We start from the raw sequence: 14,719 nt of genomic DNA, 5'->3' as shown, positions 1-14,719 counted from the left end.
TTCGTCTACCACTTGTGACGATGCAGATCACGAAAATAGTCCATAATAGCTAGGGCGTAGTGCGCAGGAGGATGAGTCGTAGTCTGTTTTTTCTGATGATATGTGACGAAATACGGCAAAACCTCTTGGTTAGCCCTACAACATAAATATTAAAAGGATATGAACATGAAAAACGCCCTAAGTACCGTAGCGCTTAGCACATTAGTAGCTCTTGGTTCATTTGGAGCTCACGCTGCAATCGAAGAAGGCCAACTGACTATCTGGATCAACGGAGACAAAGGCTACAATGGATTGGCTGAAGTTGGTAAGAAGTTTGAAGAAGACACGGGTATTAAAGTAACTGTTGCACACCCAGATGCGCTTCAAGATAAGTTCCCTCAAACCGCTTCAACTGGTGACGGCCCTGATATTGTATTTTGGGCGCACGACCGTTTTGGTGGCTATGCTGAAGCAGGTTTGCTGGCAGAAGTGAAACCATCTCAACAAGTTAAAGATGGCATTATCGATTTCGCTTGGGATGCGGTTAACTACAACGGCAAGCTTATTGGTTACCCAATCGCAGTTGAATCACTATCTCTTATCTACAACAAAGATCTTGTTCCAAATCCACCAAAATCTTGGGAAGAAGTTGCAGAGCTAAATGCTGAGCTTAAGAAACAAGGCAAATCTGCAATCATGTGGAACCTAAAAGAACCGTACTTCACTTGGCCTCTAATGGCAGCTGACGGTGGTTACGCGTTTAAATACACAGCTCAAGGTTACGATGTTAAAGATGCTGGTATCGCAAACAAAGGCGTTTCGGATGCTATGAACTTTGTGAAAGGTCTTGTTGATAAAGGCGTTATTTCTTCTGATATGGATTACTCAGTTTCTGAAGCTGAATTCAACAAAGGCAATACAGCAATGACAATCAATGGTCCTTGGTCATGGGGCAACATTGAGAAATCAGGTATTAACTACGGTGTGACTACTCTGCCTAAATTTAATGGTCACTCATCTAAACCGTTCGTTGGTGTACTAACTGCAGGTATCAGCACTGCATCTCCTAACAAAGACCTAGCAGTAGAATTCCTAGAGAACTACCTACTAACCAACGACGGTCTACGTAAGATGAATGATGACAAGCCACTAGGTGCGGTTGCTTTGAACTCTTTCCAACAAGAATTGGGTAATGACCCTCGCATTGCGGCAACAATGGATAACGCAATGAACGGTGAAATTATGCCAAACATCCCTCAGATGAATGCTTTCTGGGGCGCAGCTAAGAACGCAATCGTCAACATCGTTGATGGTCGTCAAACTGTAGATGCAGCACTTGCAGATGCAGAAAAGCAAATGGTTAAGTAATTTTTTAGCTCTACTTTTGGGGAGGGGGTAACTCCTCCCTACTTTCTCAGTTTATTTCGCTAGCAGGTTGTACTATGCAGTCAGTTCAAGGTTCAGAAGCGATGCCAACACCATCAACACCGTCATCTTCTAATAAGCGTGCACTACTTAAGTGGGCTGCGTTAGGGACTGTTGGTGTGGTCAATGGTTATGCATCCATTCTTATGTATTCGCGCGGTGAGTCTGCCTTTGCGTTACTTACTCTCTTTCTTACCGCATTAGCACTCTATATTTTTGGCAGTAAGAAAACTTACGCCCATCGCTATATCTACCCAGGTGTCGCGGGGATGATTCTGTTCATCCTTTTCCCTTTGGCGTACACCGTTAACTTGGCTTTCACCAACTATAGCGCTAAGAACCAACTCTCTTTAGAACGTGCTCAATCTGTATTGATGGATAGAACGTTCCAGAGCGGTCAAAGCTACTCATTTGACCTATATGAGACCGACTCAGGTTTTCAAATTACGATTCAAGATGGTGATACTCAATATGTGACGGAAGCATTTTCGTTGAATGCTGCAAGTCGAGAGTTAAACCTTACGCCTGCTGAACAGCCTGTATCAGGTAAAAAAGCACCAATTAAAACCATTATTAGCAATCGCTCTACTTTGAGTGAATTCGACCTCCATTTCCCTGATGGTAATGACATTCGCATGAGCGGCTTACGTAAGTTCGCTGCGGTATTACCGCTTTACAAAATGCACGAAGACGGCGTTACTCTGACTAACCAAGAAACTGGTGAAGTACTGCGTCCAAACATGGATGTCGGTTTCTACCAACCTGTAGATGAGAGTGGCCAGTTTGTTGGCTCAACGGTATCACCAGGTTTTGTTGTCTCTATCGGTACTCATAACTTTGAACGTGTATGGAAAGATGACGGTATTAAAGAACCCTTTATCAGCATCTTTATTTGGACGGTGATTTTCTCTCTATTGACTGTCGTGTTCACTCTGCTTATCGGCCTAGTGCTTGCGAGCGTTGTACAGTGGGAAGCGTTGAAAGGTCGAGCGATTTACCGAGTTCTATTAATTCTTCCATACGCAGTACCTGCTTTCATTTCGATTCTGATTTTTAAAGGTTTGTTTAACCAAAGCTTCGGTGAAATCAATATGGTACTCGAAGCGATGTTTGGTATCAGCCCGTCTTGGTTCTCTGAGCCGTTACTTGCTAAAACCATGGTGTTGATTGTTAACACATGGCTAGGTTTCCCTTACATGATGATCTTATGTATGGGGCTTCTAAAAGCAATACCAGATGATTTATACGAAGCATCGGCAATTGATGGTTCAAACTTTATGAGCAACTTTACTCGTATCACATTGCCTTTGATGATTAAGCCAATGACGCCGCTTCTAATTGCGAGTTTTGCATTCAACTTCAATAACTTTGTGATGATTCAACTGTTAACGCAAGGTGGTCCGAATATGATTGGTACTTCAGAGCCTGCGGGTTATACCGACCTATTGGTAAGTTATACCTATCGTATCGCGTTTGAAGGTGGCGGCGGTCAAGATTTCGGTCTGGCGAGCGCAATCGCAACATTGATCTTCTTGTTAGTAGGTGGTTTAGCACTACTCAACCTTCGTTTCACTAAGCTTGAGCAAGATTAAGGAGTCGCACAATGGCTATGGTTCAAGGTAAAACCTTAAAATACAGAGTGTTGGCGACGCATATTGCGCTGTGTACATTCTTAGCGTTAATCATTTTCCCACTGCTGATGATCGTGGCGATTTCTTTCCGTGAGGGTAACTTTGCAACAGGTAGTTTAATTCCTGAGAATCCGTCTCTTGAGCACTGGAAACTGGCGCTCGGTATCGCGGTAGAAAATGCGGATGGAACGGTAACACCGCCTCCATTCCCTGTTCTAACGTGGTTATGGAACTCAGTTAAAGTTGCAGCAATCAGTTCAGTGTTGATCGTCGCGCTATCTACAACTTCTGCTTATGCATTTGCTCGTATGAAGTTCAAAGGTAAGAGCACTATCTTGAAAGCAATGATGATTTTCCAGATGTTCCCTGCAGTATTGGCGCTGGTGGCTCTATACGCATTGTTTGATAAGTTGGGTCAATACATTCCATTCCTTGGTTTGAACACTCACGGCGGTTTGATTTTCTCTTACTTGGGCGGTATCGCGCTGCATGTTTGGACTATCAAAGGTTACTTTGAAACGATTGACCTTTCATTGGAAGAAGCGGCAGCACTTGACGGCGCAACACCATGGCAAGCATTCCGCCTAGTACTTTTACCGCTTTCCGTACCGATTCTGGCAGTTGTGTTTATTCTCTCATTTATCGGTGTTGTGGGTGAGGTTCCAGTGGCATCTTTGCTACTTTCTGATGTAAACTCATACACACTTGCGGTTGGTATGCAGCAGTATTTGTACCCTCAAAACTACTTATGGGGAGACTTTGCGGCAGCGGCAGTTTTATCTGCTTTACCAATTACTATCGTATTCTTGCTTGCGCAGCGTTGGCTAGTCGGAGGACTAACGGCCGGCGGTGTGAAAGGATAACAACGATAAGGGCGACTGTAAGGTCGCCCATTTTGTGTCTGCTTAACAACTTGGTTTGGCCGCTGATCAGTTAAGATAGATACATAACTTCTGGCGTTACGCATAGCTGGCTGTTAGCTCAATTCCTTACTGTAAATGACTAACGGTTTTTGTAACCATGACCTGAGCTCTGCTCAGGTTTTTTTATATCTGTGAATGTCAGATCACGATGCGCCTGTTAGGGCGCTGCTGGTAAGAAAGCCTTATAGGCGCATATGAAAAACCTCCGGCTATGCCGGAGGATATTAGTGGTACGAGAACCGGTATCGAGGGACTTATTTGGCAATACTACGCCAGTCGACGATTTTGAAGTTCTGATTCACAGAGTGATATTCCTTATCAACGTTGAAGCCGTCTTGCGCGATAAAAATGCCGTCCGGGTATTGGCTACCGAGTGGCGTCGAGACAGCATGAATACCATCTGTTTCGCTGGCACCATCAACACCGATACTGTCATCACCAATCACAGCAAATGAATACGCAAATTTACCATTTTGATTGAGGTCAAAGACCGCATAAGAGTGACTGCCTTGGCTTGACGCAATCAAAAGGTTGTCTTGACCGTTTTGGTACAGGCTTAACCCTTCTACATCATCTGTGATTTGCTTACCGTCTACTTTTGCGAAAAGCTTTGCTTCTGTTGAACCGTTTTCTCGTGCATCAAATTGCCATATCGCGTTGTCTTCTTCGCCGACATAAAGGGTTTGAGTTTTATCATCAACCACACAACCTTCGGGCTGAGTTGGCACTGATACCCTACGAACCATTTCTCCAGTGGCATAACCGTTGTTCAGAGTGATTTTCCACTGTTCTACAATGCCATTCTTGCCGTTAACGTAAACATAAGGTGTGCCTTCTGTGCTTTGCCCCATACATAGGCCATAAACCTCATCGACTTGAGAAACCAGTTCTGGTTCTTCCTGATGTACGTTTTTACCTTTAGCTGGAAGTACTTTAATTGGTTCGTCACCCTCAGTGATCGTGTATAGCGCAATGGTATTGATTTCTCGGTTCGATGCAGCGGCTAAATCTACGTTATTGCCTTTGCTATCAATCAGATTCTGACGAATATCGATGTTGTTTGGTTTACCTGCTTCCAAGAACTGTACTTCTTCGCCGTTGAGACGATAAGCCATTAAGCCTTTTTTCTTGTTGGTTGCAATAATGAGGCTCTGATCGGGGTTGTTCACGTTGAGCCAAAACGCTGGATCGTCTGCCGCATCACCACTTTTGTTGACAGGTTGAGTTTCAGCGCTCGCTTTAACAATTCGGATCCCCTCAACCTTCATTTCTTTGGGTGGGACTGTGTTTGCAACTTTGTAACCTACAATTTTTGAGAGTTCATCAAAGTTTACAGATTGATACACAGGCTCATCGGCTTCAGTGTTGCCAATCCAAAGCTCGTTTTTACCTACACTGACCAACTTCGCTTCCTCAACACCTTCGATGTTGAATGAAGCCAACTGCTTATGAGTTTGTGAATCGAATAGGAAGAAACCATTACCTTCATCCGCAACAACTAGAGTAGCTTTGCCACCGGCGTGATTGATGATGTCTATGTTTTCGATCTCTTTCAAAGAACCTAGTGGTTCAACAACATTGACCAATTGACGCTCTGTAACGTTTTCAGGGTCGTTGCCATAAGACCAGATACCTAGATCCTGCTCCAAAACGTATAGCTTGCCATTAACATCATCAGATACACAGCCACTTAACTCTCCACCAATTTGCAGTTCACGGACTGGAGAAGCTTTGCCTTCGATATTAAATAGGCTAGTCACCCGATTATCGTCGTACATCAGTTTAAACTGAGCCACTAATCCACTTTCTGAGTAACTAATCAAGCTCACCGTGCCCGTGGTTACATTCTTAATTAAGCACACACCTTCTGGTTTAAAGCTAAGTGGAATTCGACCGACTTCTTTAAGAGGTTGTGCGCTATTAGCATCGACAGCGTAAAGTCCAATAGCATCACTATCAGGAAGACCAATAGCAGCGATATCAATACTTTTGCCTGAATCTGATTGCAACTCGTAACGAACATCTACCCCTAATGCGGGTTCAGAATCAATACGCTGAATTTCCATTCCTTTGTCATTATAAACGGCCACACCATCATCTTCTAAGCTCGCAATAAGCAGCGAAGCTGACTTCGACTGCCATACTGCGCTGTCAGCAATATCCTCGTAACTCGTTTGTGTTGAGTTAGCAGCATAGCTGCTGGTTGCTAGTGTCAGCGCTGTTGCGATAACCGAATATTTAAAAAAAGACATTACTAATCCTCAATATGAATGAACGTCAGCGAAGTTAAGCGCGAAATATAAAGGTTTTGTGACGGGAAACTTTAATTAAATTGAAAATCAATAAGTTACCTTTTGGTTTGGGTGGCTGTGAGCTCATTGGCTGAGACGGAATTTAAGCTTTATCAAGGCATGAAAGCGGTTGAGTTTCGTTATTTCACGAATTTTGGACTGAAAACAAGAGAATAGGTGAGCTAATTGGACTTTTAATGTCACAAATTCGTCATACATGCTGGGTAAAACTGACGAGGTAAACTAGGGAGAAACTATGAATCGTTGGTTCCAACAACAACTGTGGAAAATTGGTCAATTTACTTATTGTCTTATTCCTCATCGTCACTGGTTATATTTATGGGCTATTGCAACTATCAGCTTATGGTATTTTAACTTTAGCCAGGGTGAGATTAAGGATTCACAACAGTGGATGTGGCTCGATATTCTCGGTGAAGGTTCAATGACGTTGTTTATCAGCATCTGGCTGGTGGTCATTTTGGCTTGTCGAGAGGCTGGTAGAGTGACACAGTTTTTGGCATTAGGTCTTCTTGGCGTGTACATATCTTGTTTGCAGGATTTGTTAGACGAGTTTTATGAGCTTGGCGATGCAGCGTATTATTGGGATAGCTTGGTTGAATCTCTTCCTATCGGGGTTATCTTTTTAACTATCGGCTGGATGGGCTGGTATCGTGAGCAGAGCCAATTAAGACAATACCTACTGCAACGCAGACACCAGTTTCAGAACAGTTCCAAGCTGCATATGGATAGTTTTCTTCCCCGATTTGATCAATTACAAGCATTTATGAACTCACAGCCGGACGAATTTTTGTCAGGTGAGATTATGGGTTTTATTCTCGATGAGAGTGAAGTGAAGGATGCCGCTCAGCTTAAAGTACTGCGCCGACGTTTTGCCGATTTAATGATGCTCAATTTGCCTGAATCTACCCAGCTTTATCATTTGTCCGGTGAGCATTATGTTTTATTCATGCCTCACCGTGATAGCTTCTCAATCAAATGTGAACGCTTGCTCATGCAACATCTGCGCAGCGCTCAAATTTATTCTGATTCGGGCCTGTTACCCATAACATTCGGTGTGACTTTAACGCGACGCGAGCATTGTAAAAGCTGTAACAACAATAATCTCTCTAGCTACATACGTGATCTGTTCAATGCTCATCAAAGGACAGAGCGTGCTGCTGAATTGAAGACTCAAAATCAAGAAATACCACTGGGTTGATGGATATGGATGCTCCCAAGTGGAAGACTCTGAACTCACCCTTTGTTTCTCCTTGTTCTGGGGCTGCACAATTATACGACTTACTGTGTGCCAATGGCGAACATTCAGACATAGTGTTGCGAAAAACTAAGCTGTTTCATTCCGATCTTCTGAAGTTGGATAAACAGATTTCTCCCAAGCAGTATGCCCAATTATGCTTTAATGCAACCTTAAGCAGTGGTTGTGCTGAGTTAGCGATAAAGCTTGGTCGACAAGTGTTACCCAGTGCGCTCGGACCTTGGGCAAGCGGCCTTATTCACGCACCAGATTTGGGTCGAGCGCTCGATTTTCTTATATCGACAACCTATCGTTGGTCGCCGCTTATTGATATACAGCGGCGCATTGAGAATGGGAAAGCGCATTACTTGGTATACGATGCGTACGGACTTCTAGACGATCCTCTGCTTAAGCAGTTTGTTATGATGTCTACATTTGAGGCTGTTCGTCAAAGCTGTGAATGGTTGGCGGGGAAACATGTTTGTGCTCACTGGCAGTATACGTTTGAAGGCAGTGGAGAAAAACTGCATTGGGAGGCCTTTTCTTCGTTGGGTGAACTTGCTTTGTTTAATCAACCTTATTTCGCGTTTTCAATCTCTGAAATGTTGTTAGCAACACCACTAAATCAGTCATGCAGTTCCATCTACCACGCTACTCAGAATAAGGTATTGCACGAAAAATCCAACTCCACAGGTATTGTTGAAATTGTTCGAGTCAAAGTAAACGACTCGATTCAGAATATCCCCAGTATGGAAGACATTGCTCGTAGCATGAGTATCAGTACAGCAACATTAAAACGTAACTTAAAGCAGCATAACACCAGCTATCAGAGTATCGTCGATGATTGCAGAGCTAAGACAACATACTTCTTACTCAACAATAAAAACATGAGTGAGAAAGAGGTGGCTCAACATCTTAATTTTTATGATGTGAGCAACCTAAGACGAGCCATGAAAAAATGGCTCGTCTTAGGCTAACCTCTGGAAGCTGAGTTCTAAACGCGATTATCGCCTGTACTGTATGCAATGATCTGACTTATCTCGCTTAGGCTACGTCCTGACTCTTCACGCCATTGACAGAATGCTTGATTGGAAGCGGTCATTGCACGTTTAGTTGTCTTAGCGCTATCAATGATGCCGGTGTTACGAAGGTACGCTTCAACATCGGTAGACAAGATAAAAGTATCGGCCCCCATCGTACGCAGTGTGTATGGCCCTGTATTGCCACCTAAGCGGTCACCGTGTTTTTTCATGTGCTCCCAAAGACCGGTAATGTTGTCTAGCGGCCAGTTTGCCACCATCTCACTGAAAGAACCATGTTCGGCTCTGGCTTCATAAATCATACGGGCATTGCGCGGAATCGACATCACTTTGACTAAATGGCGAATGATGCGCGGATCTTGCGCTTTTTCTTCCCACACTTCGTCAGACAGCATCAACAGAGGTTCAATTTTGAAGCCAAAGAAAAGCTCTTCGAAGTTTGGCCATTTCTTTCTCACCACATCCCAAGAGATACCCGATTGAAACACTTTCATGCTGAACGCAGATAACCAACGGTCTTCAGGTATCGCAGCAAGTTCAGTTTTACTTAATGGCGTGCTAAGCAGTTTTTCTAATTGGTCTTCGCCACCTTTACGATCGACCGCTCGTTGATAAATGGATGAAAATTTCTCGATTGTCATGTTTGAAGACTCTTGTTTAGTTTTAGAAATAAATACTAGCAAAGGGATAACCGTTCGGCACGCGAAAGAAGGATTGGACGTGTTGCGAGTCATTTTAAAAATTTTGAAATCAGACCATAGTTTTGACTATCGATTGGAATACTATCTATGGTAAGCTGGCGCTAAATTGGTATAACAAGTGGTTTAAGAGATTAATATGGAACCGAATATTAAGCTTTATCAAAAAATCGCCAATCACTTTAAAACGGAAATCTTTAATGGCGTTTACAAAGTTGGGGATATGCTTCCTGCTGAACGAGTGATCGCTGAGCAGATGGAAGTGAGTAGAACTGTGATTCGTGAAGCAATGATAATGCTTGAAGTTGAAGGCTACGTTGAGGTGCGTAAAGGCTCGGGTATTCGAGTGATTAACACGCAGGTTGATAATGTAGTACCGGACATCGCGCAGGCGGTGGGCGATTTCGGTTTCATGCTCACTTGTGGTCCGTTTGAACTGCTACAGGCTCGTCAGTTATTTGAAAGCAATATCGCTGAATTTGCCGCGACTCAAGCGACCAAACAAGATCTGGTTGCTCTGATGAAGATTCAAGAACAAGCGAAGCAAGACGATTACTCGCGTGATTCCTACTGGGATATCGAATTTCATATTCAGATGGCCCGCTGTACACAAAACTCAGTCGTGGTACATATTGCAGAGATGTTGTCGAAACATCGTGAAAACAACCCATATTGGAAGAAGCTTCACGAGCACATTGAAGACAATAAGATTCGCAGCTGGTGCAGCGATCACGATGAAATTGTAAAAGCGTTAATCAAGCGAGATGCGGTAGCTGCACGTCAGGCTGCTTGGCAGCACATTGAAAATACTAAGATCATGCTGTTTGATGCTTCCAATGATGATTATGATCGTTTCTTGTTCTCAGAAAGCCCGATTACGACGTCATAGAAGTCGCGTTATTTCACAGTAAACGCAATAAAAGAACTGAAAAACAAAGGCTACCCGAAGGTAGCCTCTTGTGTCTTTCAACACATCTTATTAAAGCGTTACGCCACTTTTGAATACGGCGATTTCTCGAAACTCATTGATTTCATTGCGAGTTGGCTCACCATTTATGAAGCTGGTGACCTTGTCGATAAACTCTTCAAGCAAGGTATCCATTGATGTGCCTTCTACTAGCGTACCGGCATTAAAGTCAATCCAGTGTGGCTTGCGGCGGGCTAAGTCACTGTTGGTTGCCAGTTTCAAAGTCGGTACAGGGCCGCCATAAGGTGTGCCACGACCAGTACTGAACAGCACCATATGACAACCAGCCATCGCAAGAGCCGAGGTCGCGATAGCATCGTTACCCGGTGCACTCAGTAGGTTTAGACCTGGTTTGGTCAAGCGTTCACCGTATTTCAAGACATCCATTACCTGACTTGAGCCAGCCTTTTGCGTACAACCCAAAGATTTCTCTTCTAAAGTTGAAATGCCGCCTGCCTTGTTGCCCGGAGATGGATTTTCATAAATAGGTTGTTTGTGATCGATAAAATACTGCTTGAAGTTATTGATCATGGATACTGTATCGTCGAACACGCTTCTATCTGCGCAGCGGCTCATCAGGATATGCTCTGCACCAAACATCTCTGGTACTTCAGTCAGTACTGTGGTGCCGCCATGTGTGACAAGGTAATCCGAGAAACGACCAAGCAGAGGGTTAGCAGTGATGCCTGAAAAGCCATCAGATCCGCCACATTCTAAACCAAAACGAACTTCGCTCAGGTTGCCCGCAACTCGCTGGTCTTTAGACATCACTTCATACAGCTTTTTCATCAGCTCAACGCCGTATTCCACTTCATCATCTTGCTTTTGACAGATCATGAACTGAACACGTTGTTCGTCGTATTCACCGAGCGTGTCTTTAAACGCGTTCACTTGGTTGTTTTCACACCCTAATCCCACCACTAAAACACCACCAGAGTTTGGATGTTTCACCAAGTTCTGCAGCAGAATCTTAGTGTTGTTGTGGTCGTCCCCAAGTTGTGAACAGCCATATTGGTGAGTGAACACTTGCACGCCGTCGATAGCAGACATGTCGACTTCAGACTCAAACTGCTTTTTCATCATATTAGCCATAGCGTTTACACAGCCAACGGTTGGGATGATCCACAGCTCGTTACGAATACCTATATCACCGTTTGAGCGACGGTAGATATTTACTGGCTTATTTTCCAATGCGCTATGTACGTTTTGGAATTCAGGTTGGTATTGGTATTCGTTTAAATCGCTCAAGTTGGTGCGAATGTTATCCTGATAAACACGGTGGCCTAGCTCTATGGTTTGCAACGCATGTCCGATAGGACAACCATATTTAATTATCTGGTCATTTTGAGCAAAAGTTTGCAGCGCCACTTTGTGTGCTTGAGGAATATCCTCTTGCAACGTTATTTCCTGCTCATCCACAACTAATGTTGTGCCAGCACTTAAGTCTTTTAATGCAACGGCAACATTGTCGGCTGGATGTATTTTGATAAGAGAGTTCATGCTATTTCCTTAGCAGCGATTTAACGCTCGTCGCATGCCCACTAGGCAAATTTGTTCGACGTACGCGGTTACGCATTCTGTCAGTCCCGGCACCTGATTGAGGTCTTGTCCCCAGTGCGCAGCATTACCCAACACGGCTTCAACTAACGTCCCATAGCTTTGCTCCCCTGATGACACCTTAGGCCACTCAGAAGCAAAGAAATCTAACCATGGTTGGTCGTCATTAAGAGGGTAGTTTCCGTCTTCACGTTCGCCGCGATAGAAGGTAATTAACGCTGCGAGTGCAAAGCTCATGTGACGAGGTAAATGCTCGGTCTTTTGTTGATACGCGAGTAACTGCGGCAAAATTCGGGTTTTGAATTTTGTCATACCATTAAGCGAAATAGATAACAGCAGGTGCTTGATGTAAGGGTTCTTAAAGCGATACTCCACATCCTGAGCGAAAGTTTGCAGTTCATCTTTTGGCAATGAAAGAGTAGGGATGATCTCCGAGAACATCAGCTCTTTGATATAAGTTGCCATCTGCTCGTCAGCCATGCTTTCACCAACCGTATCAATACCAGATTGGAATGCCACTGGTACAAGAGCGGTATGCGCACCGTTAAGAATCGCGACTTTACGTTCTTTATATGGCTTGATGTCATCAACAATCTTAATGTTGAGCGATTGTTCCGCGCTGAGTTGATCCAGACACAGTGCTTGGTTTAACCACTGTGGACCTTGAATAACAAACAGATAGAAGTTCTCGGCACTGACCATAAAGGTATCTTTGTAGCCTAGATCCGCTTCCAGCGTGTTCACTTCATCTTTTGGATAGCCAGTAACGATGCGGTCTACCAAGGTAGAGCAGAATGTATTTTCGGCTTCTACCCAATGTTTAAATTCAACAGGAAGAGCCCAAGCCTCAATGTAGCGCCCGATAATTTCTTTCAAGCATTCGCCGTTGTAATCAATGAGTTCACAAGGAACAATGATCCAACCTTTGTCTTCATCGGCTTTAAAGTGGTTGTAGCGTTCCCACAGCATACGCGTCAGCTTGGCTGGATAGCTGCTTGGTGGCAAATCATCAAGCTGATCGCTTTCCACAAATGCAATTCCCGCTTCCGTTGTGTTTGAGAACACAAATTGAATGTCTGGGTTACGAGCAAGTTCAAGAATGGTTTGGAAATCTTGGTAAGCCGACAGCTCTTCGTTCACAGAGTAGATAACTCGCGATTGAGAGAGCGCCTGGCCTGTTTCATCCAGACCACGAATCAAAGTGGTATACACACCTTGTTGAGTGTTGAGACTTGGCGGGAAATCGGTATCGATTGGGCGAATAATGCTAACACCAGCATTGAGATCTGTGTGTTCGTTGAGTTGGTCAATTTGCCAGTCTAAAAATGCGCGTAAAAAATTACCTTCACCAAATTGAATGATTTTGGTTGGGTAAGAAGGGCCGGGAAAGGTATCTCGGTTTAGCTGTTTCATAAAAGTTACCTATCGATAGGCTGCGGCTGAAGCTTGGTGAAGAACATCTTTGTCAGTAGCTCTTCATCAATAAGCAACAGCCGCAGAGCGTCAGATTATTTAGCAGTAATACCGAAATAGTTTTTCGCGTTGTAATAACAGATATCGCGAACCATACGGCTAAGTAGTTCGAAGTCCGCTGGTGCTTCACCATCTTCAACCCATTGACCAATCATCTGACAAAGGATGCGGCGGAAGTACTCGTGTCGGGTATATGACAAGAAGCTGCGGCTATCGGTTAACATACCCACGAAGCGGCTTAACAGACCAAGCTGTGCAAGCTGGGTCATCTGACGTTCCATACCGTCTTTTTGGTCGTTGAACCACCAACCAGAACCAAATTGGATTTTGCCGGCGATACTGCCGTCCTGGAAGTTGCCACACATGGTTGCCAGAACTTCGTTGTCACGTGGGTTTAGACCGTAAAGAATGGTTTTCGGTAATGCATTGTCACGGTCAAGCGCATCAAGCAGACGTGATAAAGGCAAGGCAACTAAACCATCATGGATAGAGTCAAAACCAACGTCTGGACCCAGAAGCTTGAACATACGCTGATTGTTATTACGCAAAGCGCCAATATGGTATTGCTGAACCCAGCCGCGTTTCGCGTACTGTTTACCTAGGTATACCAATACTGCCGTTTTGAACTGTGCAGTTTCAATTTCGGAGACTGTTCCGCCGCTTAAACGTTTGCTGAGGATCGCATCAAGTTCTTGCTCGGTTGAATCTTCATAGCAGACCGTATCTAGAGCGTGGTCTGATATACAACAGCCGTGGTCTGCAAAGTGTTGTAAACGTTTATCTAAAGCGGAACACAAATCTGTAAAGCGAGAGATTTCAACATCCGCAGCTTTTGATAATGCCTCTATATAAGCAGGGAAGGTGTCCTGATGAATGTTGAATGCTTTATCTGGACGCCAGCTTGGAAGCATTTGTACTGGGAAGTCTTTGTCGTCTGCCACTTTTTTATGTGCGGCGAGGTCATCGATTGGGTCATCGGTTGTACCCACCATTTCTACATTCATCTTCTGCATGATCGAACGAGCAGAAAACTCAGGTGTTGCTAGCATCTCATTGGTTTCGTTCCACACACGCTCAGCGGTGTCTTCATTTAATACGATGTCTGAGATACCAAACGGGCGGCGTAACTCTAAATGAGCCCAGTGATAAATTGGGTTACCAATTGTATAGGGAACTGTACGTGCGAATGCCAAGAACTTCTCTTTATCTGTTGCATCACCCGTACAGAAGCGCTCACCCACACCATTAATACGCATAGCACGCCATTTATAGTGGTCACCGCGAAGCCAGATATCGGTTAAATTTTGAAATTTGTAATCCTCAGAAACCTGATGTGGCAGCAGGTGGCAGTGGTAGTCGATGATAGGTAAATCGGCTGCTACTTCGTGATATAGGCGTTTAGCGAAATCGCTGTGGAGTAAGAAATCCTCCGAAAGAAAAGATGTCATACAAGTTGTCCTTATGTGTTCTACCATTTGTG

The 14,719-nt window shown here is 44.1% G+C and carries 11 protein-coding genes; 6 read left to right on the top strand and 5 right to left on the bottom strand.

What is annotated here, in order from left to right; all coding sequences use genetic code 11:
- Positions 1 to 165 precede the first annotated feature (165 nt).
- From malE to malG, 3 genes are all read left to right on the top strand, one after another.
- Positions 166 to 1,347 (top strand): maltose/maltodextrin ABC transporter substrate-binding protein MalE, encoded by a 1,182-nt coding sequence (malE, locus tag P4S58_RS19760; protein WP_102962437.1) that lies wholly within the window; start codon positions 166 to 168, stop codon positions 1,345 to 1,347.
- 74 nt (positions 1,348 to 1,421) lie between these two features.
- A complete protein-coding gene (malF, locus tag P4S58_RS19755) occupies positions 1,422 to 2,996 on the top strand; it encodes a maltose ABC transporter permease MalF (protein ID WP_102953658.1) in 1,575 nt (524 codons plus the stop codon).
- Between the two features lie 11 nt (positions 2,997 to 3,007).
- Entirely contained in the window at positions 3,008 to 3,898 is an 891-nt protein-coding gene (gene malG, locus P4S58_RS19750) for a maltose ABC transporter permease MalG (RefSeq protein WP_042485617.1), read from the top strand.
- A 314-nt stretch (positions 3,899 to 4,212) separates the two neighbouring features.
- On the opposite strand, the gene P4S58_RS19745 is transcribed toward malG, so the two are convergent.
- Positions 4,213 to 6,210, bottom strand: a complete 1,998-nt coding sequence (locus P4S58_RS19745) for a phytase (RefSeq protein WP_337165329.1) — start codon at positions 6,208 to 6,210, stop codon at positions 4,213 to 4,215.
- A 295-nt stretch (positions 6,211 to 6,505) separates the two neighbouring features.
- Here P4S58_RS19745 and P4S58_RS19740 point away from each other — a divergent pair, with 295 nt between their 5' ends.
- Positions 6,506 to 7,468, top strand: a complete 963-nt coding sequence (locus P4S58_RS19740) for a hypothetical protein (RefSeq protein ID WP_337165326.1) — start codon at positions 6,506 to 6,508, stop codon at positions 7,466 to 7,468.
- Between the two features lie 5 nt (positions 7,469 to 7,473).
- A complete protein-coding gene (locus tag P4S58_RS19735) occupies positions 7,474 to 8,481 on the top strand; it encodes an AraC family transcriptional regulator (protein WP_337165323.1) in 1,008 nt (335 codons plus the stop codon).
- A gap of 17 nt (positions 8,482 to 8,498) precedes the next feature.
- Here P4S58_RS19735 and P4S58_RS19730 read toward each other — a convergent pair whose 3' ends face one another.
- Entirely contained in the window at positions 8,499 to 9,185 is a 687-nt protein-coding gene (locus tag P4S58_RS19730) for a DNA-3-methyladenine glycosylase I (protein ID WP_337165321.1), read from the bottom strand.
- A gap of 196 nt (positions 9,186 to 9,381) precedes the next feature.
- Here P4S58_RS19730 and P4S58_RS19725 point away from each other — a divergent pair, with 196 nt between their 5' ends.
- Positions 9,382 to 10,131, top strand: coding sequence for a GntR family transcriptional regulator (locus P4S58_RS19725; RefSeq protein WP_042485629.1), 750 nt, complete (start codon positions 9,382 to 9,384; stop codon positions 10,129 to 10,131).
- A gap of 90 nt (positions 10,132 to 10,221) precedes the next feature.
- Here the strand turns inward: P4S58_RS19725 and P4S58_RS19720 are convergent, their stop codons facing one another.
- The 3 genes from P4S58_RS19720 to uxaC all read right to left on the bottom strand — a co-directional run bounded on the left by P4S58_RS19720 (position 10,222) and on the right by uxaC (position 14,687).
- Positions 10,222 to 11,709 (bottom strand): UxaA family hydrolase, encoded by a 1,488-nt coding sequence (locus P4S58_RS19720; RefSeq protein WP_337165317.1) that lies wholly within the window; start codon positions 11,707 to 11,709, stop codon positions 10,222 to 10,224.
- A 9-nt stretch (positions 11,710 to 11,718) separates the two neighbouring features.
- Positions 11,719 to 13,179, bottom strand: coding sequence for a tagaturonate reductase (locus P4S58_RS19715; RefSeq protein WP_337165315.1), 1,461 nt, complete (start codon positions 13,177 to 13,179; stop codon positions 11,719 to 11,721).
- A 95-nt stretch (positions 13,180 to 13,274) separates the two neighbouring features.
- The gene (gene uxaC, locus P4S58_RS19710) at positions 13,275 to 14,687 is read right to left on the bottom strand and encodes a glucuronate isomerase (RefSeq protein WP_337165313.1); all 1,413 of its coding nucleotides are present in this window, start codon (positions 14,685 to 14,687) and stop codon (positions 13,275 to 13,277) included.
- Positions 14,688 to 14,719: the final 32 nt, after the last annotated feature.

The organism is Vibrio sp. Hal054, assembly GCF_037162405.1.
In the GTDB taxonomy this organism is placed as follows: domain Bacteria; phylum Pseudomonadota; class Gammaproteobacteria; order Enterobacterales; family Vibrionaceae; genus Vibrio; species Vibrio diazotrophicus.
Note: the sequence above shows the minus strand (reverse complement) of the source record. Positions and strands in the feature narration are given on the sequence as shown.

Coding starts and splice junctions, on each gene's coding strand:
- malE (WP_102962437.1), top strand. CDS start 166: ATGAAAAACGCCCTAAGTACCGTAGCGCTTAGCACATTAGTAGCTCTT.
- P4S58_RS19735 (WP_337165323.1), top strand. CDS start 7,474: ATGGATGCTCCCAAGTGGAAGACTCTGAACTCACCCTTTGTTTCTCCT.
- P4S58_RS19740 (WP_337165326.1), top strand. CDS start 6,506: ATGAATCGTTGGTTCCAACAACAACTGTGGAAAATTGGTCAATTTACT.
- malG (WP_042485617.1), top strand. CDS start 3,008: ATGGCTATGGTTCAAGGTAAAACCTTAAAATACAGAGTGTTGGCGACG.
- P4S58_RS19745 (WP_337165329.1), bottom strand. CDS start 6,210: ATGTCTTTTTTTAAATATTCGGTTATCGCAACAGCGCTGACACTAGCA.
- P4S58_RS19725 (WP_042485629.1), top strand. CDS start 9,382: ATGGAACCGAATATTAAGCTTTATCAAAAAATCGCCAATCACTTTAAA.
- P4S58_RS19715 (WP_337165315.1), bottom strand. CDS start 13,179: ATGAAACAGCTAAACCGAGATACCTTTCCCGGCCCTTCTTACCCAACC.
- uxaC (WP_337165313.1), bottom strand. CDS start 14,687: ATGACATCTTTTCTTTCGGAGGATTTCTTACTCCACAGCGATTTCGCT.
- P4S58_RS19720 (WP_337165317.1), bottom strand. CDS start 11,709: ATGAACTCTCTTATCAAAATACATCCAGCCGACAATGTTGCCGTTGCA.
- P4S58_RS19730 (WP_337165321.1), bottom strand. CDS start 9,185: ATGACAATCGAGAAATTTTCATCCATTTATCAACGAGCGGTCGATCGT.
- malF (WP_102953658.1), top strand. CDS start 1,422: ATGCAGTCAGTTCAAGGTTCAGAAGCGATGCCAACACCATCAACACCG.